Consider the following 24785-nt stretch of genomic DNA (forward strand, 5'->3'; position numbering starts at 1 on the left):
CCGGGCGCAAGCGGCGGGTGGTTGCCGGCACGACCGCCGGCCTCGTCGCCGCCCTCCTGATCGGGGTGAACCTGCGCCCCGCGATCACCGGCGTCGCGGCGCTGCTCGACGAGACCCGCCTCGCGTTCGGGCTGACCTCGGCCGACGCGACCGTGCTCGCGACCCTGCCCGTCATCGCCTTCGGACTCACCGCCCCCGTCGGCCCCTGGCTCGCGAGGCGGGTCGGCGTCGCCCGCGCACTCGCCTGGTCGATGGCGGCGCTCGCCGCGACGCTCGCGGCTCGGGTCGTCGCGTCGGTGCTCGTGCTGCCCGGCACCTTCGTCGCTGGCGTCGCCATCATGGCCGCGGGCACGCTGTTGCCGCAGTTCCTCAAGGAGCTCCGCGCATCGGGACTCTGGGTCGGCCTCAGCAGCATGTCGTTCGGCGTGGGCGCGGCGCTCGGGGCCGGGCTCGCCGTGCCGGCGTACACGGCGACCGGTTCCGCGCCCGTCGCGCTCGGCATGTGGGCCCTCCTCGCCCTCACGGCGACCGCGGCGACGGCGTTCGCGGTGCGACGTGGCGCGGGCCGCGGCGGAGCGGTCGAGCATCCCGGGCTCCGGCTGCCGCCCGGCGGCGGCTGCACGATCGGGCTCGTGACGGCCGTGTTCGGGCTGCAGGCCCTGCTCTACTTCGCGGTCACGGCGTGGCTCCCGCAGTTCCTCGCCGATCGGGGCGAGCCGCCCGCCGTGCGCGGTGCGCTCCTCGCATGGTTCAGCATCGCCGGGTTCGTGCCGACCCTCATGACGCCCGTGCTCGCCCGCAGGCCGCGTGTGCTGGCGTGGTTCGGCCCCGGCCTGGGCATCGCCGTCGCGGTCGGCCTCGGGGCGCTCCACCTCGCCACGAGCGACGGGTTCGTGCTCGTCGTGGGCCTGCTCGGCGCAGTGCAGAGTGCGGCGTTCGGGCTCGGCATCAGCCTCATCGTCGGGATGTCGGCGAACGCCGCATCGGCCGGAGCGATCTCGGCGATCGCACAGGGCGGCGGCTACGCCATCGCCGGGGCGGGATCGCTGCTCGTCGGCGTCCTGCACGAGACATCCGGCGGCTGGGAGTGGAGCTTCGCATTCATGGCCGTCATCGCCGTCGTCTTCGCGGTCGCGGTCGCCCTCGTGATCCGCCGCGAACCCGTCGATCTCGTGATCGCCCGGCCCGCGCCCGCCGCGCCCGCCGCGCCCGCCGGGCGCGCCGGTCGCTGACCACGATCGGCCCGGCCGGCGCCCTCCCGCACGGCCCCGGCCGGGGCGATCGGATGCCTCGCGCCGGAAGCCGCGCGGATGGGCCATCATGGAGCGGTGACCGACGCCGCCGCATTGCTGCACGCCTACGACGACCAGCTCCGCACCGACGCCGAGACGGCGCACGCCGTCACGGCCGAGCGGCGCGGGCCGCTTCGACTCGCGATGTTCCCCGGCGGGTACGGCTTCGTGAGCTACCGCGACCTCGAGGGCGTTCGCGAGGATTCGATGGGCGAGCTCGTGGGCTCGACCCTCGCGCACTTCGCGGCCGACCCGGCGATCACGGCCGTCGAGTGGAAGACCCGCGGGCACGATCGCGCACCCGGCCTCCTCGATGCCCTCGTCGCGCACGGGTTCGTCGCGGAGGAGCCGGAGTCGATCATGGTCGGCGAGGCCGCTCTGCTGACGGCCGACGTGCCGCTGCCGGAGGGCGTGGTGCTGCGACGCGCCGCCGACGAACGGGATGTGCGGGCGATGAGCGCGATGCAGGACGAGGTGTTCGGCGACCCGGTGTCGGCCGAGCGCGCCGACGACCTGGTGCGGCGGCTCGACGGCGACGACGACACCGAACTCTGGATCGCCGAGGCCGACGGGCGCATCGTCAGCGCCGGTCGGCTCCAGCCGGTCGAGGGATCGGACTTCGCCGGCATCTGGGGCGGCGCGACGCGCGAGGAATGGCGCGGGCGCGGTATCTACCGCGCACTGACCGCGGCGCGGGCGCGCTCCGCGCTGGCGATGGGCAAGCGATACCTCCACAGCGATTCGACCGAGTTCTCGCGCCCGATCCTCGAGCGGTCGGGCCTCGTGAAGGTCTCGACGACGACTCCGTACGTCTGGCGGCCCTGACGCAGCGCGCGATGCACCGGGTGCGGATGTCGCCCGTCGGTGACAGGATGCCTCTGTGCCCGAGCTTCCCGAAGTGCAGGCGCTCGTCGCCTTCCTCGACGAGCGGCTGACCGGGCGTGCCTTCGCCTCGTTGCGGGTCGCGGCGATCTCGGCGCTCAAGACGTTCGACCCGCCGCTCTCCGCGCTCGAGGGCGAACGCATCGACGGCGTGCATCGGCACGGCAAGTTCGTCGACGTCGAGACGGGTGGTGCGCACCTGGTGTTCCATCTCGCGCGTGCCGGCTGGCTGCGCTGGTACGACGAGGTGCCGAAGACCCCGGTGAAGCCGGGCAGGTCGCCGCTCGCGCTGCGCGTGCGCCTCGACGACGGGGCCGGATTCGACCTGACCGAGGCCGGCACGAAGAAGTCGCTCGCGGTCTACGTCGTGCGCGACGTCGCCGACGTCCCCGGCATCGCGCGGCTCGGCCCCGACCCGACCGCCGCCGACTTCACGCTCGACGATTTCGCCGGCATCCTCGCCGGGCGGCGCACGCAGATCAAGGGGCTGCTGCGCGACCAGTCGGTGTTCGCAGGCATCGGCAACGCCTACTCCGACGAGATCCTGCACGCCGCGAAGCTCTCGCCCTACCTGCTCGCGGCGAAGCTCACCCCCGAGCAGACCGAGGTGCTCTACCGGGCGATGCGCGACACCCTCGCCGAGGCGGCGGCCGTGGCATCCGGTCGCCCTCCGGCGGAGCTGAAAGACGCGAAGCGCCGCGCCATGCGCGTGCACGGCCGCACCGGCGAGACGTGCGAGGTGTGCGGCGACACGATCCGGCAGGTGATCTTCGCCGACTCGACCTTCCAGTACTGTCCGACCTGCCAGACGGGCGGCAAGCCGCTGGCCGACCGGGTGTTGTCGCGGCTCGTGAAGTAGCGCCCCGCCTGCCGCGGGTGGCACACCGTCGGTGCCGGATGGTAGGCAGGGGGGATGACGACTTCCGACGTGGCCTGGCCGCGCCCCGCCGGCCCGCTCGAGCTCCGGCTGCCGACCCGCGAACTCCTCGAGCAGGTCCTCGTGTGGCGCAACCGCCCCGAGGTGACCCGGTGGCTGCTGCGCACCGAGGTCGAGCCCGAGGCGTTCACGAAGACCTGGCTCGACGGCATCGACGACCCGCTCGACCACTCGGCGATCGCGGTGCTCGACGGCGAGGTCGTCGGCACCGGATCCCTCTGGATCACCGATGCGATGGGGCAGACCCACGGAGACCCGGCCGAGTACGTGCGCGCCGAGGCGGGCATCGGCTACGGGGTGGCCCCGCACCACGCAGGTCGCGGGTTCGCGACCGAGATCGCCCGCGCGCTCATCGACCTCGCCGTCGACGAGCTCGGCGCGCACCGCGTGACCGCCGGCTGCTACGCCGACAACATCGCCTCGTGGAAGGTCATGGAGCGGCTCGGCATGCGGCGCGAGCAGCACGGCGTGCGCGACTCGTGGCACGCCGAGCTCGGGTGGATCGACGGCTACACCTACGCCATCCTCGCCGACGAGTGGCGCGAGCGGCGGGTCGCCGAGCGGACCGCGGCGAACTGATCGCGGCGAACGAGAGGGGCGCGGTGGATCTCGGCGCGAAGATCCTGACGACCCGGTGGGCGGTCCGACTCCCGATCCCGATGTTCACGGCCGGGTTCGGCTTCCTGTTCTTCGGGCGGCTGCTCATGCTCGAGCATCGCGGACGGGTGAGCGGCGAACGCCGGTACGTCGTCGTCGAAGCGGCACGGCACGAGTCGCGCGATCGCATCGTCGTCGCCTCGGGGTTCGGGCCGACCGCGCACTGGTACCGGAACCTCGAGGCCGAACCCAGGTGCGGCGTCAGTGTGGGCTGGCGCCGTCGGGTCCCCGCGCGCGCCGAGCTGCTCGACGCCGTCGAGAGCCGTGCCCTGCTCGACCGCTACGCGCGTGAACGCCCGAAGACGTGGGCGATGCTGCAGCGCTCGATCGTCGATGCGACCGGCGAAGCCGACCCCGAGATCCCGATGGTCAGGCTGCACCTCGAGCCGCGACATCCGCGCGGCTGACCGCCCCCGGCCTCGCACCGGCATCGAGCACCGCGTCGACGAGGCGCTCGAGCACGGCGAGCCCGTCGATCGAGAGCACCGACTCGAGGTGCCCCTGCACCGATGCGACGCCGGCGCCGTTGAGGCCGTGCACGGCGCCGGTGTGCGGGTCTGCGGCGATCTCGAGTCCGTGTCGCGGGGTGCGGTCGAGCCCCGCATCGTACGCCGTGAACGTGTTGTAGTACCCGATCGTCGCGGTCTCGCCGAAGAGCGCGACCTCGCGCTGCAGGCCCTGTTGCGGTGCGGCCAGCGGTGCGACGGCGAGACCCGAGAGACGGGCGAGCACCTGGTGGCTGAGGCAGACGGCGAGCATCGGGCGCCGCTGGCCGAGCCGTGCGGCGATGAGCTCGTGCAGCCGGAACAGGCGCGCGTCGCCGGCGTCGCGCGGGTCGCCCGGGCCGGGGCCGAACACGACGAGATCCTCGGCGGCGTCGAGCGGGGCCTCGTGCCACGGCACGATCCGGGACGCGACGCCGAGGTGGTGCAGCTGGTGCGCGAGCATCGTCGTGAAGTCGTCGCCCGCGTCGACCACGAGCGCCGACACGCCGCGCGGGGGAGCGGCGGGTTGGGGCGCGATCCAGAAGGGCGCGAGGTGCGCGTTGCGCTCGGCGAGCGCGACCGGGTCGGAGGCCGAGGCGTCGCCCGTGGTGTCGGCGACGGCGGATCCGCCTCGTGCGTCGTCCTGCCGCGGGATGGCACCGAGCGCCGTGAGCATCCCGGCCGCCTTCGCGTGGGTCTCGGCCACCTCGCCGGCGGGGTCGGAGTGACGGACGAGCGTCGCGCCGACGGGCACGCGCACGCTGCCGTCGCCGTCGAGGTAGGCGGTGCGGATGAGGATCGGCGCGTCGAGGTCGTAGCTCGACGCCGTCGGCGTGAACCGCGCGAGCACGCCCGCGTAGTAGCCGCGCGGCGTGGTCTCGTGGCGGGCGATCACGGTGCAGGCGTTGCCCATCGGCGAGCCAGTCACGGTCGGCGCGAACATCGTGCGGCGCAGCACCTCGCGGGGGTCGAGGGTGCTCCGGCCCTCGAGCACGTACTCGGTGTGCGTGAGGCGGGACATGCGCTTGAGGAACGGCCCGCGGATGCGACCTCCGTCGGGGCAGACGGCGCTCATCATCTTGAGTTCCTCGTCGACGACCATCACGAGCTCCTCGCGCTCCTTGACGTCGGCGAGGAAGGCCTCGAGGGCGTCGTTCGACGGCGGGCCGTCGAGGTGGCGGAACGTGCCGGAGATCGGGTTCATGGTGACGACGCCGCCGACGCTCGAGACATGGCGCTCGGGGGTCGCGCCGACCGCCGAGAGGCCGGGGGTGTGCACCGCGAACGTCCAGTACGCGCCCGCCTCGTGCTCGAGGAGTGCGCGCAGCCAGCCCAGCACGGCGGTGGCGGGCCGTTCGGCGGTCGAGCCGGCGAACTCGCGGCGGATCACGAAGTTCGCGCCTTCGCCCTGCCCGATCTCGCGCTCGATCACGCGCCGAACGATCGCGGCGTACTCGTCGTCGGCGACGTCGACGCGGAGGTCGTCGACGACGACCGGATGGCGCGGCAGCAGCCCGGTCGCGGCGTCGACCGCGACCTGCTCGCGTTCGCGCACGACGAGGCATCGGAGCGGAGCGCCGTCGTCGTGCGCGGCGAAACCGCGCTCGCGCACCTGCCGGAACGGCACGAGCGCGAGCACCTCGGCGCCGTCGAGCGGGATGTCGGCGAGGTGCTCGACGTCGAGCACGTCGCCGACGAGTACATCGAGCGTCGCCTCGCGTTCGCGGCGGATGACGGCGAACGCGGGCGGCGTGCTCGCGGCGAGCAGGGCGGTGAGGAGCTTCGTCATGGTGTCTCCGGGTCGGGCCCTCGGATGGACCCTCCGCAGAAACGGAACGACCGCCCTCGGGCGGTCGTGAGTCGTCGGAACGCGCAGGCCGCCTAGGAGGCGGGCCACCAGTTGCGGTTCGACGCGGTCATGTCGAGCACCATACGGCATGACGCGAGGGTGCGCCACCCGTATTACGCTTCGGGAATGCCCGCCGATCCGGATCCCATGCTCGTCGCCCGCCTCCGCGCGGCCGGCTGCGTCTTCGCCGAGGCGGAGGCCGAGCTGCTGGCGGCCGCCACCGACGACGACGTCGAGCTCGAGGCGCTCGTCGTCCGCCGAGTCGCCGGAGAGCCGCTCGAGGTCGTGCTCGGCTGGGCCGAGTTCGCCGGGCTCCGGCTCGCCGTCGAACCCGGCGTGTTCGTGCCGCGGCATCGCACCGAGCTGCTCGCCGCAGAGGCCGCCGGGATCGCGCGCGAGGCGACGAGGTCGCACGGACGCCCCGCGATCGTCGTCGACCTCTGCTGCGGAGCGGGCGCCATCGGGGCCGTCGTGGCCGCGACGGCGGCGCAGGTCGACCTGTACGCCGCCGACCTCGACCCGGTCGCGGTGCGCGCGGCCCGACGCAACCTCGAGCCGCGCGGCGGGCGCGTGTTCGAGGGAGATCTCTACGACGCCCTGCCCGCCGGGGTCGCGGGCCGCATCGACGTGCTCGCGGTCAACGCCCCGTACGTGCCCACCGACGAGATCGCGCTCATGCCGCCCGAGGCCCGCGAGCACGAGGCGGTGGTCGCGCTCGACGGCGGGCGGGACGGGCTCGACGTGCATCGCCGGGTCGTGGCATCCGCGCGCGAGTGGCTCGCGCCGGGCGGGAGCCTGCTCATCGAGACGAGCGAGTGGCAGTCCGACACGGCGGCCGAGCTCATGCGCGCCGGGGGCCTCGAACCGCGATCGGTGCGGGCCGACGACGCGGACGAGGACGACACGGTCGTGGTCGTCGGCCGCCGCCCGCGGGCGACCGACCCGCGAGGCTGACCACGCCGCGCGGTCATGGTCGCCGGCGTTCGGCGAGCAGGCGCGCGACCTCGTCGTCGCCGGTCTGGGCGAAGTCGAGGTAGTGCATGCCGACCGCCATGAATCCCGGCGGTGCCGCGAGGCACACGACCTCGTCGACCTCGGGCGAGGCCTCGAGCGCCGCGAGGCTGTCGGGCGCGGCGACCGGCACGGCGACGACGACCCGGGCGGCGCCGCGGGCACGGGCCACGCGACAGGCGACGCGCATCGTCGCGCCGGTGGCGACGCCGTCGTCGACGACGATCGCGGCGCGCCCCGCGAGCGGCACCGGCGACGCACCGCCGCGGAAGCGCGCCACCCGTGCGTCGAGCTCGGCCCGCTCGCGCTGGAGCACGGCGTCGAATCGCGCGCGGTCGACGCGCGCCGACGCGATGACGTCGTCGTTGCGCACGAGTGCGCCCTCCTCGCCGATCGCGCCCATCGCGAGTTCGGGCTGTCCCGGCGTGCCGAGCTTGCGCACGACGAGCACGTCGAGGGGGGCGCCGAGCGCGTCGGCGACGGGTGCGGCGACCGGCACGCCTCCGCGCGGCAGCCCGAGCACGACCGGGTCGTGCAGCGCCGCTGACGCCTGGGAGCGCGACCGTTCGAGGAGCCGGGCGGCGAGTCGCCCGCCCGCCTCGACGCGGTTCGCGAAATGCTCCATGAGAACGGCCAGGATGCCTCGTGGGTGGCTGCACTCTCCTGATTAGCCCGACGCGGCAGGAGCGTCAACCCCTTGCCCGGCGCCGTGAAAGCCGAGGGGACTTCGTGTTCAGGGGCTCGTCGCCTACACTGGTGCAAATCCTTCCCCCGGGCTCCCCGGTTCGGGGCGAACCCGTTCAAGGATTCGGCGGGCCCCCAACCCCGTCACTTGGAGAACCCGTGGGACGTCATACTGTCGCGGCGCCGGTGAAGAAGCCTGCCCGCAATCTCGTCATGTCCGTCGTCGGGGCGGTCGCCGTCGTCGCCGTCGTCGGCACGGGCGTCTTCCTCTGGGTCGGAGGGCACCTCGACCCGCTGCTCGCCTCCGCCGAGGCCGGTTGCGACGACCCCCAGAAGCTCGTCGTCGTCGCCGACCGGTCGATCGCGCCGGCGGTCGCCGAGATCGCCGATCGCTTCGACCGCGCGTCGGAGAACTGCGTCACGACGAAGGTCACCCCGCAGGACTCGGCCGACACGTCCGCAGTCCTCGCATCGGGCACCATCGAAGCCGACGCCTGGGTGCCCGAATCGAGTGTCTGGCTCGATCGCATGAATGCGACGGCCGCATCGCTCGGCCAGGCGCCCCCCGTCGTCGAGGCGGGCGGGTCGGTCGCCTCCACGCCGATCGTGTTCGCCGCCGCGGCGACCGACGCCACGGCGCTGGCGAGCGAGCCGGTCAGCTGGTCGCGGGTGCTGCGCGGCACCCTGCCGACGATCCTGCCCGACCCCGAGGCATCCGCGGCGAGCCTCGCGGGCCTCCTCGCGCTGCGCGGCCACGCCTCGCCCGACGATCCGCGGCAGTTCGCGGGCGCGATGCTCGCGCTCGGCAAGTCGATCCCCGCGTCGACGAGCGCCGCCTTCGGCTCGCTCGGTGTGGGTGAGGCTCCGGCGGTCGTCGTCACGAGCGAGGCGCAGGTCGCGGCGTACAACGGCGAAGAGCCGGCCGAGCCGCTCGTCGCCGCGTACCCGGCCGACGGCACCGTCGCGCTCGACTACCCCTTCGTGCATCTCACCCTCGAGAAGTCGAAGCGAGAGGTGCTCGGCGATTTCGAGGCGGCCCTCGCCGACGGGGCGAAGACCTTCGCGAAGCACGGCTTCCGTGCGCCCGACGGCAGCGGGAAGCTCGACCTCGCCGGGGTCGGCGCCTCGGGCCCGGGCGCGGAGCCGGCGACCGACGGTCAGGCCCAGCTCGAGATCCTGCGCGCCTGGAGCGTGCTGACGCTGCGCTCGCGCATGCTGACCGTGATCGACGTGTCGGGGTCGATGGAGGAGCCGGCGGCCAACGGGCTGCGACGCATCGACGTCTTCCAGCAGGCGGCGCTCGGGGCCATGGAGAAGTTCTCGGGCGAGGTGGAGCTCGGGGTCTGGCTCTTCTCCACCGCGCGCAACGGCGACCTCGACTACGAGGACGTCTCGCCGATCGCGCCGCTCGCCGACGCCGCCCACACTCAGCAGATCGCCGGCATCATCCAGTCGCTGCCCGCTCGGCTCGGTGGGGCGACCGGCCTCTACGACACGACGCTCGCGGCCGTGAAGCGCGTGCGCGAGTCGTACGACCCCGAGAAGGTCAACTCGGTGCTGCTCATCACCGACGGGCGCAACGAAGACGAGAACGGCATCGACCTCGACACCCTGCTCGCCGAGCTCAAGAAGCTGGACGACCCGGCGAAGCCCGTGCCCGTGATCATGATCGGCTTCGGGCCCGACACCGACCTCGCGGCGATGCAGCAGATCGCCCAGGCCACGCAGGGCGCCGCGTACTCGGCGACGGAGCCCGAAGACCTCTCGACCGTGCTCGTCGACGCGCTCTCGCAGCGCAGCTGCCGCCCGAACTGCGGCTGACGGCGGCGCGCCCGACGACGAAGGGCGAGGGAGCGGTGCTCCCTCGCCCTTCGGACGTACCGCGGCTCAGTGGCCCACCGGCGCCCCCTGCTCCATGTCGGCCGGGCGGCGGACGAGGAACGCGCCGACGATCGCCACGAGCGACAGGATCGCGCCGACCATGAACGCCGAGCTGATGCCGGCCGCGTTCGCCGCGACGGTCGAGGCGCCGTTCGCCTCGGCGATCGCTGCGCGCGACGTCATCACGGTGATGAAGAGCGCCGTGCCCGCGGCGCCCGCGACCTGCTGCACGGTGCCGACGATCGCCGAGCCGTGCGAATAGAACCTCGGTTCGACCGAACCGAGCGCCGAGGTGAACAGCGGCGTGAACATGAAGGCGAGCGCCGCCGACATGACCATGTGCGCGACGAGGACGAGCCAGGGCGACGTGTGGTCGGTGACCAGCGTCAGGCTCCACAGCACGCCCGACACGACGATCGAGCCCGGTACGAGCAGGGGCGTCGGACCGAACCGGTCGTAGAGCCGGCCCACGGTCGGCCCGAGCAGGCCCATGATGAGGCCGCCGGGCAGGAGCAGGAGACCCGTGTAGAGCGGCTCGAGCCCGAGCACGTCCTGCAGGTAGATCGGCAGCAGGATGATCGTGCCGAACAGCGCCGCCATCATGACGACCATGAGCGCGACCGACAGCGCGAAGTTGCGCGAGGTGAACGTGCGCAGGTCGAGCAGGGCGCGGTCGTGGCGCTGCAGCATCAGCTGACGCACGATGAACGCGGCGATGCCGGCGACGCCGACGGCGAGCGAGACCCACATGGCCGTCGCGTCGGCCGCGCTGCGACCGCTGACGACACCGCCGACGAGGCTGAGCCCGTAGACGAGGCCGCCGAAGCCGAACGCCGAGAGGATCACCGAGAACACGTCGATCGGCAGCTTGCGCGTCTCGCTCACGTTCGTGACGCGGCGGATGCCGATGACGAGCATGACCAGTGCGATCGGCAGCACGAGCCAGAACATGAACCGCCAGGTCAGGTAGTTCAGGATGAGCCCCGAGATCGTCGGCCCGATCGCGGGTGCGACCGACATGACGATCGAGACGCGCCCCATGAACCGGCCGCGGTCGGACGGGGCGACGAGGGTCATGAGCGTCGTCATCAGCAGCGGCATCATGATGGCGGTGCCGGTGGCCTGCACGACACGGGCGCCGAGGAGCACCTCGAAGCCCGGTGCGAGCGCGGCCATCAGCGTGCCGGCCGAGAACAGGCTCATCGCGGTGATGAAGATGGGACGGGTCGGGTACCGCTGCAGCAGGAAGCCCGTGATCGGGATCACGACGGCCATCGTCAGCATGAAGGCCGTGGTCAGCCACTGTGCCGCCGAGAGCGTGATGTGCAGGTCGTCGACGAGATGCGGGATCGCGACGCCCATGATCGTCTCGTTGAGGAAGACGACGAAGGTCGCGGCGAGCAGCAGCCAGATGACGCGCGTGTTGCTCGCGCCGTGGGCGGGCTGATGGGCGACGACCGCGGCGTCCTGGGCCGCGGCGTCGGCGTCGACGGCCGGAGTGGAGGCGGTCGAGGGGTCGAGGTCGGATACGGCGCGTTCGGTCACAGAGTTTCCAATCGAGATCGGCGCGGAGCGCGCCGGAACGTGCGTCGAGACGTGAAAGGTGCGGAAGAAGCGGACAGGTGGGTCAACCCGGTACGGGCGACGCGCTATTCCCGGATTCGGAGATGGATCGGAATGCATGGAAACAGCCGCGTTGCGAAGCCCGTGCCGGTCGCCGCGGCTGCGGCGACCGGTGTCGAATCGATCAGGGCCTCACGATAGTGCGCACCGCCGACACGGCCCGCGCGACGGCGGCCGAGGCATCCTCGATCTCGGCCGGCGTGGTCGCGGAACCGAGCGTGAACCGCACCGCGGTCTGCGCGAGCTCGGCGGGCACGCCGATCGCCGTCAGCACGTGCGACGGGTCGTCGCGTCCGGCGGCGCAGGCCGAGCCGCTCGAGCAGATGACGCCGTCGCGTTCGAGTTCGAGCAGCACCGCCTCGCCGCTCGTGCCGGGGAAGACGAACGAGACGGTGCCGGGCAGCCGGTCGGAGGGGTCGCCCGTGAGCCGGGCCTCCGGCACCTCGGCGAGCACGCGCGCGGTGAGCCGCGCGCCGAGCGCGCCGATGCGCTCGACGGCCTCGGCGCGCTCGGCCTCGGCCAGCTGCAAGGCCGTGGCGAACGCGACCGCACCGGCGACGTTCTCGGTGCCCGACCGGCGCCCGCGCTCCTGTCCGCCGCCGTGCAGCACGGGCTCGAGGGGCAGCCGGCCCCGCACGATGAGGGCGCCGGTGCCCTTCGGGGCTCCGATCTTGTGGCCGGCGAGCGAGATCGCATCGACGCCGAGCGCGTCGAGCGAGAGCGGCAGCCGGCCGGCCGCCTGCACCGCGTCGGTGTGCACGAGGGCACCGACGCCGTGGGCGAGTCGTGCGAGTTCCGCGACGGGCTGCACGGTGCCGATCTCATTGTTGGCGAGCTGCACCGACACGAGCGTCGTGTCGGGCCGGAGCACGGCCGCCAGGGCGTCGGGTGTCGTGCGCCCGCCGGCGTCCACCGCGACCTCGTCGACGTCGAAGCCGTGGTGGCGGGCGAGGTAGGCGGCCGATTCGAGCACGGCCTCGTGCTCGATGGGGGAGACCACCACGTGCCGGCCCCGCGGATCCGCGAGCGCGAGGCCCTTGACCGCGAGGTTGTCGGCTTCGGTGCCGCCGCTCGTGAAGACGACGTCGCCGGGCCGGCAGCCGATCGCCTCGGCGACCGCCGTCCGGGCGGCCGCGAGCGCCCGCGCCGCCTCGTCGCCGAGCCCGTGCCGGCTCGACGGGTTGCCGAACGCACCCGTCAGGTACGGCCGCATCGCCTCGAGCACCTCGCGGCGCGCGGGCGTCGTCGCCGCGTGATCGAGGAAGATCACGGATGCCTCGCGGCAGCGGCAGCGGCAGCGGGGGCGGCAGCGGGGGCGGCGCCGGCGGCGGCGCTCTCCACCACCACGTCGAGCCCGAGGTCGAGCGACCGCACCGAGTGGGTGAGCGCGCCGACCGAGATCACGTCGACTCCCGTCGCCGCGATCGCGGCGACCGTGTCGAGGTTCACCCCGCCCGACGCCTCGACGATCGTGCGGCCGTCGATGAGCGCGACGCCCGCGCGCAGCTCGTCGGTCGTGAAGTTGTCGAGCATGATCGTGTCGGCCCCGCCCGCGAGCACGGGCGCGATCTGGTCGATGCGGTCGACCTCGACCTCGAGGTGCGCGGTGTGCGGCATCCGGTCGCGCGCCTCGCGGAGCGCGGTCGCGAGGTCGACGCCGCCGGCCGTGAGCACCGCGAGGTGGTTGTCCTTCGCCATGATCGCATCGGAGAGCGAGCGGCGGTGGTTGCGCCCGCCGCCGTCGCGCACGGCCTGGCGCTCGAGGCTGCGCAGGCCCGGCGTCGTCTTGCGGGTGTCCACGATGCGCGCGCCGGTGCCGGCGACCGCCGCGACGTATCGGGCCGTGAGCGTCGCGATGCCCGACATGCGCTGCAGCAGGTTGAGCCCGACGCGTTCCGCGCGCAGGATGCCCCGTGCCGGACCCTGCACTCGGGCGAGCACCGCACCGGCCGCGAAGGGCTCGCCGTCGCGCGCGAGCGGCTCCACGGCGATGCGCGCGTCGACGAGGCGGAATGCCGCCGCGAACACGTCGATGCCGCTCAGCATGCCGGGCTCGCGTGCGACGAGCTCGGCCGTCGCGGTCGCGTCGGCCGGGATGAGCGTGTCGCCGGTGAGGTCGCCCCAGGGGGCGTCCTCGTCGAGGGCTGCGGTGACGATGCGCTCGATTTCACGGGTGTCGGTCATCAGGCGGCCTCCTCGAGGTCGGGGGTCGTGGTGCGCGTCCGGTCGGCGGTGGTCGCGGCGCGCGGGTCGTCGGTGCGGAAGTGGGCGCCGATGCTCGCGCGGCGCGCGAGCGCTGCGGCGACGGTCAGTCGGGCGAGGTCGAGCAGGTTGCGGTCCTCCGCGCGGCGGCGATCGACGGGGGCGGGGGCGTCCCACGCGTCGAGCAGCGCGGATGCCTCGGCGAGCCCGCGCACGTCGCGCTCGAGCCCGACACGGCGCCACATGAGCTCCTGCAGTGCGGTGCGCTCGACCGGCGCACCAGCGAGGCGGGTGCGCTCGCCCGAGCCGGTTCCGCTTCCGTCTCCGTCGGCGACGCCGCCGCGCCGTCCGATCGAGTCGTCGGAACGCTCCGACGGCGCGCCGTTGGAGGCCGCGTCGGCGCGCCGTGCAGCGGGTGCTGCAGTCGGTGACGGGGAGGCGGACTGCGATGCGCCGCCGCCCGTGATCGCGCGGGCGGCGCGCTCGCCGAAGACGGCCGCCTCGAGCAGCGAGTTCGACGCGAGGCGGTTCGCGCCGTGCACGCCCGTGCGGGCGCACTCGCCGACCGCGTAGAGACCGCGGAGGCTCGACCGGCCGTCGAGGTCGGTGACGATGCCGCCCATCGCGTAGTGCGCGGCCGGGGTGACGGGCACCGGCTCGCGCGCCCAGTCGAAGCCCGCCTCGCGCACGACCCGGTCGAGCCCGGGGAAGCGTTCTGCGAGGAACGCCGCGCCGAGGTCGGTCGCATCGAGTCGCACGGGTTCGCCGCCCTGCTCGGTCATGCGACGCCAGACGGCGCGGGCGACGACGTCGCGCGGGGCGAGCTCGGCGTCGGCGTGCACGTCCGCCATGAACCGGGCGCCCGCGGCGTCGCGCAGCACCGCGCCTTCGCCCCGGACGGCCTCGGAGATGAGCGGTGTGCCCGGCGCGGCGAGGGCCGTCGGGTGGAACTGGGTGAACTCGAGGTCGGCGACCGCGGCTCCGGCGCGCCACGCCGCGGCGACGCCGTCTCCGGTCGCGACGTCGGGGTTCGTCGTATGCCGATAGAGGCATCCGCTGCCGCCGGTCGCGAGCACGACCGCGTCGGCGCGTCGTTCGACGAGCGCGCCGTGCTCGTCGAGCAGCCGGGCGCCGACGACGACGGGACGACCGTCGTCGCCCGGCTCGACGAGCAGGTCGACGAGCATCGTGCGTTCGTCGATGCGCACGGCACGCCGGCGCACCGTGTGGACGAGCGCGGCCTCGATCGCCGCACCGGTCGCGTCGCCGCCCGCGTGCACGATGCGGGCTCGCGAGTGCGCCGCCTCGAGGCCGCGCGAGAGCCCGGACTCGCCGCGGTCGAACGCGACGCCGAACCTGATGAGGTCGCGCACCCGCGCAGGCCCCTCGTCGCACAGCACGCGCACCGCTTCGGGGTCGGCGAGACCCGCGCCGGCGGCGAGCGTGTCGGCGAGGTGCCGCTCGGCCGAGTCGTCGGGGAACAGCGCCGCGGCGATGCCGCCCTGGGCGTAGCGGGTGTTGGTCTCGGCGAGCTCGGTCTTCGTGACGAGCTCGACGCCCGCCCCCGCGTCGGCGGCCCGAACGGCGGCCCAGAGGCCGCCGATGCCACCGCCGACGACGAGCACGCTCGTCATCTCAGGCTCCCGGAGCGGGCGTCGGTGCCGGCGGCTTCGCCGCGAGCATGCGCTCGAGCGCGAGCCGCGCGGGATCCGCGACATCGGCGGGCACGCTGATGCGGTTGACGACGCGCCCTCCGACGAGCTCCTCGAGCACCCATGCGAGGTAGCCGGGGTGGATCCGGTACATGGTCGAGCACGGGCACACGACCGGGTCGAGGCAGAAGATGGTGTGCTCGGGGTGCTCGGCGGCCAGGCGCTGCACGAGGTTGATCTCGGTGCCGATGGCGAAGGTCGAACCGGCGGGCGCCGCCGCGATCGCCTTCACGATGAAGTCGGTCGACCCCGCGGCGTCGGCGGCGTCGACGACGGGCATGGGGCACTCGGGGTGCACGATGACCTGCACGCCCGGGTGCGTCGCGCGCGCCTCGGCGATCTGGTCGACGGTGAAGCGCTTGTGCACCGAGCAGAACCCGTGCCAGAGGATCACCCTCGCGTCGGCGAGCTCGTCGACGGTGCTCCCGCCGAGGGGCTTGCGGGGGTTCCACATCGGCATCTGCGAGAGCGCGACCCCCATGGCCTTGGCCGTGTTGCGCCCGAGGTGCTGGTCGGGGAAGAACAGCACGCGCTGCCCGCGCTCGAAGACCTGCTCGAGCACCGTGCGGGCGTTCGACGAGGTGCAGACGATGCCGCCGTGCCGGCCCACGAACCCCTTGAGCGCCGCCGACGAGTTCATGTAGGTGACCGGCACGACGGGCACCCGCCCCGAGGCGTCCACCGCGTCGAGGTCGCCGTAGACGTCGGCGAGCTGCTCCCAGCACTCCTCGACGCTCGACAGGTCGGCCATGTCGGCCATCGAGCAGCCGGCGGCGAGGTTCGGCAGGACGACCGCCTGGTCGGGCCGGGAGAGCAGGTCGGCGGTCTCGGCCATGAAGTGCACGCCGCAGAAGACGATCGCCTCGGCGTCGGGCCGGGTGAGCGCGGCGTTCGCGAGCTGGAACGAGTCGCCGACGAAGTCGGCGTGCTGCACCACCTCGTCGCGCTGGTAGAAGTGGCCGAGCACGACGACCCGGTCGCCGAGCGTCGCCTTCGCGGCGCGGATGCGCTCGTGCAGCTCGTCGTCGGAGGCCAGCCGGTATTCTTCGGGCAGCGCGCCCTGCCGCGGCGACCCGGTCGGGATGACGTCGCCCATCGAGGCGCCCGGGCCGTAGCCGGCGGGGCCGGAGTCGAACTCCCACGGGCCCTTGGCGAGTTCGGGTGCGCAGCTCGCCCCCGGCGCGGCGCCCGAAGCGATGAGCTGCAGGCTGCGGTCGACGGATGCCTCGCGGCGGATGCTCGGCGTCGTGATGGTCATGAGGCTGGCCTCTCGCTCTGGAACGGTTCTCGGGCCCCGGCCGTGCGGACGGAGGCGTCGTAGCGGTACAGCTTGGGCGGGCGGTGCGCCGCACCGGCGAGCAGCTCGCCGGTCTCGCGCAGGCGGCCCGACGCGATCATGGTGCGTCGGAAGTTCGCCGGGTCGAGCGGCCGCTGCAGCACCGCCTCGTAGACCTCGCGCAGCTCGGCGAGCGTGAAGGTCTCGCCGAGGAACGAGTGGGCGAGCTCGGTGTACTCGACCTTGGTGCGCAGCCGCCAGAGTGCGTACTCGACGATGCGGTTGTGGTCGAACGCGAGCCCGGGCAGCGTGTCGGCCGGCACCCAGCGCACGTTCGGCCCGGCGACGGCGCGAGCCGCCTCGTCGCTCTGCACGAGTGCCCAGTAAACGACCGAGACGACGCGCGCGTCGGGGGAGCGGTCGACCTCGCCGAACGTGTAGAGCTGCTCGAGGTACTTGGGCGCGAGGCCCGTCGTCGCGCGCAGGGTGCGCGCCGCGGCGACCTCGAGTTCTTCGTTGACGGGAAGCCAGCCTCCGGGCAGTGCCCAGAGCCCGAGCTGCGGCTCGCGGGTGCGGCGCACGAGCGGAGTCCACAGCACCGCGCGCCCGGCGGCGTCCGGCCGCAGCGCGAAGATCACCGTCGACACGGCGAGGCGCATCTGGGCGTCGCGGGGCTGCGGCATGCGAGCGGTCCTTCGGTTCGGAGAGTTCAGGTCAGTCTGACTCGAACTGTGGTCGACGACAGCTTACAGTCACTCTGACCAGAACGCGAACTCGGTGGCGCCGCTGACCCGGGATCGGGGTCGGCACTGATGCCCGGGCGCCCGGGGGCGAGCACGCTCGATGGGTCCCGACACCATCCCCACCCGACCAGAGAGGAGGCGCGCCATGAAGAAGGCGTTCCTCGTGACCACCGTCCTGTTCATCGTCGACTCGATGCTGCAGGTGTACCTCGCCGCATTCGGCACGTTCGGCATGGAGACCGGCGACGAGAACGCGTTCAGCGCGCACGGCATCAACGGGCAGATCGTGCTTCGCGTGCTCGCCCTCGCCATGATCGCGTTCGCCGCGCTCGCGAGGGCCGGCAAGCGCACGATCTGGATGACGGTGACCGTGTTCCTGCTGACCGTCCTGCAGCTGCTCATCTTCATCCTGACCGGCGTGATCTTCGGCATCGGGCCGGAGAGCGCCGCCCCGCCGCTGCCGGCGATGCTCATGGTGAGCCTGCACGGCCTCAACGGCGCACTCATCATCGTGCTCGGCGTCGCGCTGTTCTTCCGGGCGCGCAAGCTCGTTCGCGAGGGCTCGGCGTCGTCGCAGCCGACCACCGACACCGTGGTCGAACAGGCCCAGCCGACGAGCGTCGCTTGACCTGCGCAACCACCACGGCGAGGAGGACCCCACGATGAGCACGGCGGCCCTCCTCGCCCTGTACGGCATCGTGATCATCGCGGCGGCCGGCCTCTGGGCGGCCGCCGCGACGACCGGTGCACGGCACGCCCGCTGGTTCGCGGCGGGCGGATGCCTCGCCGTCGTGGGCGCCGCCGCGATCGCCGCCGGCCTCGCCGTGCGCGACGTCGCGTTCGCCGACGAGAAGCTGTTCGTCGGCGTCCCGCTCGCGCTCGCGGGCTGCGTCGCGGGTCTGGCCGCCATTGGTCGTCGCCGCCGCGCCGACGGAGCCGACGGAGCCGACGGCACCGACGACCCCGCGACGCGCATCGCGCTCATCGCAGCGGTCATCGCGGTCGCGGGGGCGGCGGCCGAGACCTGGATCATCGGCGGGCCGGTGCGCGTCGTGCCGACCGTCGTCCTGCTCGCGGTGGTCGCGCTCGCGATCGGTGCGACGTGGGCCGTCGTCGACAGGCGGGGCCGCCGCACCGTCACCGGGTTCGCCGCGCTCGCCGGCCTCGCCGTCGGCGCATCGATCGGCTGGGTATGGCTCGCCGACACCGCGCCACCGAGCCTCGAGGCGGCCCCGGGCCACCACGCCGTCGCGGCCGGCGCGTCGGCCGGCGCCGGTGCCGAGGCATCCGTCTCGGTCGCCGACCTGCGCACGCCGGCCGACCCCGGCCGCCGCACCGACCGGTTCACCCTCACCGCGAAGCGCTCGCTCGTCGTGCTCGACGACGGGGCGACGATCGACGCGTGGACGTTCGACGGGCAGGTCCCCGGCCCGGAGCTCCGCGTGCGCGAGGGCGACCTCGTCGAGGTCGAGCTCCGCAACGACGACATCGCCGCCGGGGTCACGCTGCACTGGCACGGCGTCGACGTGCCGAACGGGGAGGACGGCGTCGCCGGCGTCACGCAGGACGCCGTGCTGCCCGGCGACTCGTTCGACTACCGCTTCGTGGCCGACGAGCCGGGCACGTACTGGTACCACACCCATCAGGGTTCGGCCGAGGGCGTGCGCAAGGGGCTCTACGGCATGCTCGTCGTGGAACCGGCCGACCCCCCGAGGCCGGCCGACGGCGCCGGGACGCTCGACGTCTCCGCGCCCGTGCACACCTTCGGCTCCCACGTCGTCGTCGGCGAGCACGCGCACGCCGAGACCCGCGAGGTCGCACCGGGCACGCGCGTGCGGGTGCGGCTCGCCGACACCGATCTCGAACCGCTCGCTGCGCGACTCGAGGGGGTCCCGTTCACCGTGGTCGCGGTCGACGGCCGCGACCTGGCCGGCGGTGCCGAGGTCGCGGATCGTTCGCTCAGGCTGCCCGCCGGCGGACGGATCGACGTCGAGTTCACGATGCCGGACGCCCGCGTCGCGCTCGGCGTCGACCGGTCCCGCGAGGCGGGACTCGTCTTCCTGCCGGGCGAGGGGGATGCCTCGGGGCCGGCGCTCGCCGTTGCCGGTGACACCGCGTCGGCGGTTCCGATGCCGGTGCCCTCGGCCGCGCCCGAGCTCGACCTGCTGTCGTACGGCGCGCCCGACCCGGCCGCCGTGCGTCTCGCGGCGGCGACCCCCGACGTCGACGCGCGCCTCGTGCTCGACCGCCTGCCGCGCTTCGTCGGCGGTGCGCCGAAGTACGCCTACACGGTCGACGGCCGAGTGTTCCCGCACATCGATCCCGTGTCGGTGCGCGAGGGCGACCTCGTGCGGCTCACGATCGTCAACCGCGGGTTCGAATCGCATCCGATGCACGTGCACGGGCACCACGTGCTCGTGCTCTCCCGCGACGGGGTCGTCGCGACCGGTGCCCCGCTCCGGCTGGACTCGGTCGACGTTCGGCCGGGGGAGGTGTGGCAGGTGCTCCTGGTCGCCGACAATCCCGGCATCTGGATGGACCACTGCCACAACCTCGAGCACGCCGCCGAGGGAATGATGATGACGCTCGCCTACGAGGGCGTCACGAGCCCGTTCGAGCACGACGGGCACGGCAACCGACCGGAATGAGCGCGGTGCGGGCCGGCGGGGCAGGATGTCTCGCCGGCGCGCCGGTCACTCGGAGGTGCGCTGCGCGGCGATCCGGTCGCACATGTCGTCGCGGAGGGCCCGGACGTCGCCGTCGCGCTCGAAGAGCCGGGGCAGCTCGTCGAGGCCGGGGTAGTGGCTGCTCGCGGCCTCGAGCTCGCCGAACGAGTCCTGTCCGCAGTGCGCGGCGGTGCTCAGCGCCTCGGTGAACCGATCGCGGCTCGCCGACGACAGCGCCCAGCCGAGCGGGGGCACGACGGCCGGCTCGGAGGCGGGTGCGACCACGACGACGCCGCCGTCGATCCGGCCCTCGTCGCCGATCAGGGTGTCGACGGCCGCGGCGCACGCGGCATCGCCTTCGGGACAGGCCTCGGGGAGGGTGAGCGCGATGCGCTGGATCCACGCGTCCTGCGCGGTGAGCCGGACCCGTGCCGCATTGCCGGTGATCGGCGCGAGCGGTTCGGCCTCGGCCCTCGTGACGTCGGTGACGAGGTCGTAGCCCTGCGAGTTGCGCAGGTAGAGGAGCACCGGAACGAGCTTGGTGTCGGACGCCGGATCGTCGTTCACGGCGGCGAAGACCTTCATGAGTGCCGGGGCGATGTCGGCGATCGTCGCGAGCGACGTCGGTTCGACGTACCCGCCGTCGACGAACTGGGCGCCGGCGCGACCGCCCACGTCGCGGCACGGACCCGTGCCCGGCATGCTGCCGGTCGGGGTGATCACCGCGAAGCGCGCCGACAGCATGGCGGCCGTCGACCAGTCGAGGCCCGCCAGGCAGTCGGCCGCGTCCTGCGCGCCGTCGACTCCGGGCAGCTCGCCGAACTGCAGCATGGACGGCAGCCCGCCGGTGGCGTCGCACGGGCCGATCGCGCCGCCCACCGGTGCGAAGTCCGACGCCGCCCGCTCGGCGGTGACGGGCGCCTGCTGCACGAGCAGCCGGCATTTCGTGACGACGTCGGCGGAGTTCATGAGCAACGCCCCCGTCAGCGGGTCGATGTCGTTCGTGAACGGCTCGCCGAGGGCCGTGCCCTGCTCCCAGAACGATTCGATGAGCGCGGCGCGATCCCGCCAGCGCCAGCCGTCGTCGTCGGTCTCAGACGAATCGAGGTACGACGGCATGTGCACGCCCCACCCGCCCGCGACCGCATCGCCGACGACGAGCGCGAGCGCCGCAGTCGACACGGCGCCCGGCGCCGAGAGCCGCGCGGCCGAGTCGACGAGCGATCCGTCGGCGTCCTGCGGGTTGGTGCCCGCAGAACTGGCGAGCGCGAGTCCGACCGAGCCGCCGCTGATCCCGCTCGCGACGAGACCGGACTTCCCGGCGCAGCCCGGCAGCGCGTCGAGCACCGAGGCGGTCCAGTAGGCGGCCCGGATGCCGCCGCCCTCGGACGCGATCAGGAACACCGGCCGGATCCGTGTCCCGTCCTCGGCCTCGTAGGTGCAGGCGCTCTCCGATCGGAGGTCGCCGAGACGCTGGGCCAGCGCGTCGGGTTCGACGAGGTTGCGGGCGGAGTCCTCGTTCGAGACGTGCACCCGGTGCAGGGCCGTGTCGGAGAGCCCCCACGGCACGGCCGAGAGGGCGACGTTGATCGCGAGCGGCATCACGAGGGCGAGCGCGATCACGGGGCTCGCCTTCATGTTGAGCCAGCGGAAGGGCGCGATGAGCGCCCGTGCCTGCAGGATGAGCGTGAACGAGCCGAGCACCGCCACCCAGGCGCCGAGTGCGAGGAGCACGACGGCGACGGCGCCGAGCGCCGCGCCGAGCTGCGCCGGCCAGAGCATCGCCGCGACGAGGGCGACCGAGCCGACCCCGAGCGCGATCCACTCGACGAGCATGGCGCGCGACACGTTGCCGTCCTTCGCCGAGCGGTGGTCGGTCGGGTCGAGACGCCCCGCGCGCAGCAGGCGCCCGCCCCACGAGGTGCGGTCGGCGAAGCCGATGACGGCCATCGGCGCGAGCACGGCGACGGCGGCCGACACGGGCACCAGCAGCCAACCCGCCACGGACGTCGCGGAGCCGCCGAGCACGAGCGGTACGAGGAACGAGCGCACGACGCCGACCGCGCCGACGACGAGCACGACGGCGGAGAGCGAGTCGCCGACGATCCAGCTGTCGCTCGCCCGCTCGACCGACAGGGGCCTGGGCTGCTCCGGGTGACGTGCGACCCAGCGGGCGCCGATCGCGGCGAGGCCGGCGATGACCAGTTCGACGACGAGCACGGCGAGGAAGGTCGGCAGGTGCACGGGGAACGCCCCGTCAGGATCGACGGGTCCGACGATCGCGACAGTCGCGATCGCGAGGCCGATCTGGGCGACCGGTGCGATGAGCCACGGGAATGCCGCATCGAACGGCCGGGGCGTCGGCCGGCCGACCCACCCGTTCACCCGGGTCTCGATCATGTAGCGGGTGCGGCGGCGCCCGAGCGCGAGCGCGAGTGCGCCCGTGACGAGCATCGCGACGATCGCGGCGAACCCGTGCACGGCGCCGATCGGGCCGTCGGCCCACTGGCGCTGCACGTCGGGCAGCTGGTCGAGGAGGTCGGCGGCCGGGATGCAGGCGAGCACGAGGAGGACGACGATGGCGAGGGCGGCCAGGCGGTGCACCCAGATCGCGCGGCCCAGCCGGGCGATCCGGTTGGCGAGCCAGCTCCGGTACGCCGTGATCCGCAGCACCGCCACCCCGAACACGACGAACCCGAGCACCTTGATGACCGTGGCCCAGACGAGCACGCCGCCGACCGCACCGGATGCCGCCTCGAGGCCGTTCGCGACGGTGAGTCCGGCGACGAGCTGGAGCGCGTCCTCGAGCACCTCCGCCCCGACGATCGCGATGAGGGCGATCCTCGGCACCGTCTGCGCCCGGCGCGGCGCCTGCCGCACGAGGCCGCGGAGCAGTGTCGCGTACGCCGCCACCATGACGAGGTCGAGCACGGCGGACAGTGCGATCCACACGCCGAGGTCGGCATGCCATGGCATGTGCGCCCAGGCCGCCCAGCTCTCGTGCTGGAACGGCCCGAGCGGACCGAGCACGAGGTTGAGGGAGTGGCTCCGCCCGTCGGCGTCGGGGACGCTCGCGATGAGCCGATCGAGTTCGGCGAGGGCCACGGCGATGAGCAGCACGGTCGCGGCGAGGGAGAGCACGCGGCCGACCCGTCTCCACACCGCGTCGCCGATGCCCGGCCACGTCGGTCGCGGCACGTCGTCGCGGCTTCCGGCGGCGTCGTCCTGCACCGCCGCGCGCGCGCCCGAGGCTTGCGTCACCAGCACCACCCGCCCAAGCTCGAACCTGCTGTTGCGACGAGGCTATCGCCCGGCGGACATCGCCGTCCGTACCGCGTACGGGGGGCGAAGGGGGACACCATCGGCCCGCCCGGTCGGGCGCTGCTAGGATCACGGTACAACCTCATACCGGGCCATCGACGCGTCGCGGGAGAGCCGGAGCCTCGTTCAGTTCCATCGAACAGGGCCGCCCGGCACCGAAGGAGCAAGCCTCCCTGCCAATCTCTCAGGTCACACACCGCGATGACGAGGCCGCTCTGAAAAGTGCCCCGCGATGCGCGCGGGGCCGCCCACGGTGAAAGCGCGTCATCGCGTGAAACTCTCAGGCTCATGACAGAGGGGGAGTTCTCATGCGGCATCCGCCGCACGAATCGCGACCGCGCCGACACCGTCCGTCGGCCAGTCTGGAGAACTCGTGACGAACGACCCCGGTACCACCATCCCCGCCGACGAGCGACGGAGCCCGCTCGATGCCGTGCACCGCGCCGCGGGTGCGAGCTTCACCGACTTCGCCGGCTGGCAGATGCCGGTGCGCTACTCGTCCGACCTCGCCGAGCACCATGCCGTGCGCACGACGTCGGGCATCTTCGACCTCTCGCACATGGGCGAGATCGTGCTCGTCGGCCCCGAGGCCGCTGCAGCGCTCGACCACGCGCTCGCGGGCAAGCTGTCGGCGATCGAGGTCGGCCAGGCGAAGTACTCGCTGCTGCTCGCCGACGACGGCGGCATCATCGACGACCTCGTCGTCTACCGCACCGGCGACGACCGGTACATGGTCGTGGCGAACGCTTCGAATGCCGCCGTCGTCGCCGACGAGCTGCGCACCCGCGCCGCAGGCTTCGACACCCTCGTCTCCGACGAGAGCGACGACATCGCGCTCGTCGCGCTGCAGGGACCCGACGCACGCGCCGTGCTGCTCGAGACGCCCGGCTTCGGCGTCGACGGCCCCGGCAACGACCAGGACGACTTCGACGCGCAGATCGCCGCGCTCAAGTACTACCGGGCGTTCCCGGCGACCTTCGAGGGGCAGCCGGTGCTCGTCGCGCGGACGGGCTACACCGGCGAAGACGGCTTCGAGCTCTACGTCGCGCCCGAGCTGGCGTCGCGCCTGTGGGCGGCCCTGACCGAGACCGGCGGTCCCCGCGTCGTGCCCTGCGGCCTCGCGAGCCGCGACACCCTCCGACTCGAGGCGGGCATGCCGCTCTACGGCCACGAGCTCAGCCGCGACATCCTGCCCGTGCAGGCCGGCCTCGGTCGCGTCGTCGCCCTCTCGAAGGAGGGCGACTTCGTCGGTCGCGCCGCGATCGAACGCGGTCCCGCCGACGACGCGCCCGTGCTCGTCGGCCTCGCGGCCGAGGGGCGCCGTGCCGCCCGCGCCGACTACGAGGTGTTCGACGGCGAGGGTGCCGATGCGGCTCGCGTCGGCATCGTCACGAGCGGCGCGCTGTCGCCGACCCTCGGCCACCCGGTCGCGATGGCGTACGTGAGTCCCGGCCTCGCCGAGCACGGCACGTCGCTCTTCGTCGACGTGCGTGGCACGCGCATCCCCGCGACCGTCGTCGCGCTGCCGTTCTACAAGCGCGCCTCCTGATCCCGGCGCCGCCGG

General features: G+C 73.5%; 19 protein-coding genes and 1 riboswitch. Of the genes, 10 read left to right on the forward strand and 9 right to left on the reverse strand.

From position 1 onward, the window contains the following. Positions 1 to 17: 17 nt before the first annotated feature. The 5 genes from PX701_RS05025 (at position 18) to PX701_RS05045 (ending at position 4175) form a co-directional block, all read left to right on the forward strand. The gene (locus tag PX701_RS05025; RefSeq protein ID WP_275505666.1) at positions 18 to 1232 is read left to right on the forward strand and encodes an MFS transporter; all 1215 of its coding nucleotides are present in this window, start codon (positions 18 to 20) and stop codon (positions 1230 to 1232) included. A gap of 78 nt (positions 1233 to 1310) precedes the next feature. After that, complete coding sequence (locus PX701_RS05030; RefSeq protein ID WP_420831045.1) at positions 1311 to 2117, forward strand: GNAT family N-acetyltransferase; 807 nt, start codon at positions 1311 to 1313, stop codon at positions 2115 to 2117. A gap of 55 nt (positions 2118 to 2172) precedes the next feature. Beyond that, entirely contained in the window at positions 2173 to 3033 is an 861-nt protein-coding gene (locus PX701_RS05035) for an Fpg/Nei family DNA glycosylase (RefSeq protein WP_231430470.1), read from the forward strand. Positions 3034 to 3087: 54 nt separating this feature from the next. After that, positions 3088 to 3690 (forward strand): GNAT family N-acetyltransferase, encoded by a 603-nt coding sequence (locus PX701_RS05040; protein ID WP_275505668.1) that lies wholly within the window; start codon positions 3088 to 3090, stop codon positions 3688 to 3690. Positions 3691 to 3713: 23 nt separating this feature from the next. Next, positions 3714 to 4175, forward strand: a complete 462-nt coding sequence (locus PX701_RS05045; protein WP_275505669.1) for a nitroreductase family deazaflavin-dependent oxidoreductase — start codon at positions 3714 to 3716, stop codon at positions 4173 to 4175. Here the strand turns inward: PX701_RS05045 and PX701_RS05050 are convergent. Then, entirely contained in the window at positions 4138 to 6042 is a 1905-nt protein-coding gene (locus tag PX701_RS05050; RefSeq protein WP_275505670.1) for an anthranilate synthase family protein, read from the reverse strand. The two genes, PX701_RS05045 and PX701_RS05050, sit on opposite strands and share 38 nt — an antisense overlap. Positions 6043 to 6228: 186 nt before the next feature. On the opposite strand from PX701_RS05050, the gene PX701_RS05055 reads away from it, so the two are divergent. Continuing rightward, the gene (locus PX701_RS05055; protein ID WP_275505671.1) at positions 6229 to 7056 is read left to right on the forward strand and encodes a putative protein N(5)-glutamine methyltransferase; all 828 of its coding nucleotides are present in this window, start codon (positions 6229 to 6231) and stop codon (positions 7054 to 7056) included. Between the two features lie 13 nt (positions 7057 to 7069). On the opposite strand, the gene PX701_RS05060 is transcribed toward PX701_RS05055, so the two are convergent. Beyond that, positions 7070 to 7738, reverse strand: a complete 669-nt coding sequence (locus PX701_RS05060; RefSeq protein ID WP_231430475.1) for a phosphoribosyltransferase — start codon at positions 7736 to 7738, stop codon at positions 7070 to 7072. Between the two features lie 245 nt (positions 7739 to 7983). Between PX701_RS05060 and PX701_RS05065 the strand changes: the two genes are divergently transcribed. Next, entirely contained in the window at positions 7984 to 9618 is a 1635-nt protein-coding gene (locus PX701_RS05065) for a substrate-binding domain-containing protein (protein ID WP_231430476.1), read from the forward strand. A gap of 66 nt (positions 9619 to 9684) precedes the next feature. Here PX701_RS05065 and PX701_RS05070 read toward each other — a convergent pair whose 3' ends face one another. From PX701_RS05070 to PX701_RS05095, 6 genes are all read right to left on the reverse strand, one after another. Continuing rightward, entirely contained in the window at positions 9685 to 11223 is a 1539-nt protein-coding gene (locus tag PX701_RS05070) for an MDR family MFS transporter (protein WP_231430477.1), read from the reverse strand. Positions 11224 to 11425: 202 nt separating this feature from the next. Beyond that, positions 11426 to 12571: a cysteine desulfurase family protein gene (locus PX701_RS05075; protein WP_275505672.1), complete on the reverse strand. Its 1146-nt coding sequence runs from the start codon at positions 12569 to 12571 to the stop codon at positions 11426 to 11428. Continuing rightward, positions 12568 to 13485 carry a carboxylating nicotinate-nucleotide diphosphorylase gene (gene nadC, locus PX701_RS05080; protein WP_275505673.1) on the reverse strand — a complete coding sequence of 306 codons (918 nt, stop codon included), beginning with the start codon at positions 13483 to 13485 and terminating at the stop codon, positions 12568 to 12570. Before nadC ends, PX701_RS05075 begins: the two co-directional genes overlap by 4 nt. Further along, complete coding sequence (gene nadB / locus PX701_RS05085) at positions 13485 to 15137, reverse strand: L-aspartate oxidase (RefSeq protein WP_275505674.1); 1653 nt, start codon at positions 15135 to 15137, stop codon at positions 13485 to 13487. Before nadB ends, nadC begins: the two co-directional genes overlap by 1 nt. A 1-nt stretch (position 15138) precedes the next feature. Continuing rightward, positions 15139 to 16473 (reverse strand): quinolinate synthase NadA, encoded by a 1335-nt coding sequence (gene nadA, locus PX701_RS05090; RefSeq protein WP_275505675.1) that lies wholly within the window; start codon positions 16471 to 16473, stop codon positions 15139 to 15141. Then, complete coding sequence (locus PX701_RS05095; protein ID WP_275505676.1) at positions 16470 to 17174, reverse strand: NUDIX hydrolase; 705 nt, start codon at positions 17172 to 17174, stop codon at positions 16470 to 16472. The genes nadA and PX701_RS05095 overlap by 4 nt, the downstream gene beginning before the upstream one ends. Positions 17175 to 17379: 205 nt before the next feature. On the opposite strand from PX701_RS05095, the gene PX701_RS05100 reads away from it, so the two are divergent. Beyond that, complete coding sequence (locus tag PX701_RS05100) at positions 17380 to 17862, forward strand: DUF6220 domain-containing protein (protein WP_231430483.1); 483 nt, start codon at positions 17380 to 17382, stop codon at positions 17860 to 17862. A gap of 34 nt (positions 17863 to 17896) precedes the next feature. Next, positions 17897 to 19882 carry a multicopper oxidase family protein gene (locus PX701_RS05105; protein ID WP_275505677.1) on the forward strand — a complete coding sequence of 662 codons (1986 nt, stop codon included), beginning with the start codon at positions 17897 to 17899 and terminating at the stop codon, positions 19880 to 19882. A 45-nt stretch (positions 19883 to 19927) separates the two neighbouring features. On the opposite strand, the gene PX701_RS05110 is transcribed toward PX701_RS05105, so the two are convergent. Beyond that, a complete protein-coding gene (locus PX701_RS05110; RefSeq protein WP_231430485.1) occupies positions 19928 to 23161 on the reverse strand; it encodes a hypothetical protein in 3234 nt (1077 codons plus the stop codon). A 156-nt stretch (positions 23162 to 23317) separates the two neighbouring features. Further along, a riboswitch (glycine riboswitch) is annotated at positions 23318 to 23430 on the forward strand. A gap of 164 nt (positions 23431 to 23594) precedes the next feature. On the opposite strand from PX701_RS05110, the gene gcvT reads away from it, so the two are divergent. After that, positions 23595 to 24770 carry a glycine cleavage system aminomethyltransferase GcvT gene (gcvT, locus tag PX701_RS05115; RefSeq protein ID WP_231430486.1) on the forward strand — a complete coding sequence of 392 codons (1176 nt, stop codon included), beginning with the start codon at positions 23595 to 23597 and terminating at the stop codon, positions 24768 to 24770. Positions 24771 to 24785 lie beyond the last annotated feature (15 nt).

Source organism: Agromyces chromiiresistens (assembly GCF_029167465.1).
GTDB lineage: Bacteria > Actinomycetota > Actinomycetes > Actinomycetales > Microbacteriaceae > Agromyces > Agromyces chromiiresistens.

Bases quoted from the DNA above. Each gene is read 5' to 3' on its own strand.
- PX701_RS05030 (WP_420831045.1), top strand. From the start codon at position 1,311: ATGGGCCATCATGGAGCGGTGACCGACGCCGCCGCATTGCTGCACGCC.
- PX701_RS05040 (WP_275505668.1), top strand. From the start codon at position 3,088: ATGACGACTTCCGACGTGGCCTGGCCGCGCCCCGCCGGCCCGCTCGAG.
- PX701_RS05050 (WP_275505670.1), bottom strand. From the start codon at position 6,042: ATGACGAAGCTCCTCACCGCCCTGCTCGCCGCGAGCACGCCGCCCGCG.
- PX701_RS05055 (WP_275505671.1), top strand. From the start codon at position 6,229: ATGCCCGCCGATCCGGATCCCATGCTCGTCGCCCGCCTCCGCGCGGCC.
- PX701_RS05060 (WP_231430475.1), bottom strand. From the start codon at position 7,738: ATGGAGCATTTCGCGAACCGCGTCGAGGCGGGCGGGCGACTCGCCGCC.
- nadC (WP_275505673.1), bottom strand. From the start codon at position 13,485: ATGACCGACACCCGTGAAATCGAGCGCATCGTCACCGCAGCCCTCGAC.
- nadB (WP_275505674.1), bottom strand. From the start codon at position 15,137: ATGACGAGCGTGCTCGTCGTCGGCGGTGGCATCGGCGGCCTCTGGGCC.
- nadA (WP_275505675.1), bottom strand. From the start codon at position 16,473: ATGACCATCACGACGCCGAGCATCCGCCGCGAGGCATCCGTCGACCGC.
- PX701_RS05095 (WP_275505676.1), bottom strand. From the start codon at position 17,174: ATGCCGCAGCCCCGCGACGCCCAGATGCGCCTCGCCGTGTCGACGGTG.
- PX701_RS05100 (WP_231430483.1), top strand. From the start codon at position 17,380: ATGAAGAAGGCGTTCCTCGTGACCACCGTCCTGTTCATCGTCGACTCG.
- PX701_RS05105 (WP_275505677.1), top strand. From the start codon at position 17,897: ATGAGCACGGCGGCCCTCCTCGCCCTGTACGGCATCGTGATCATCGCG.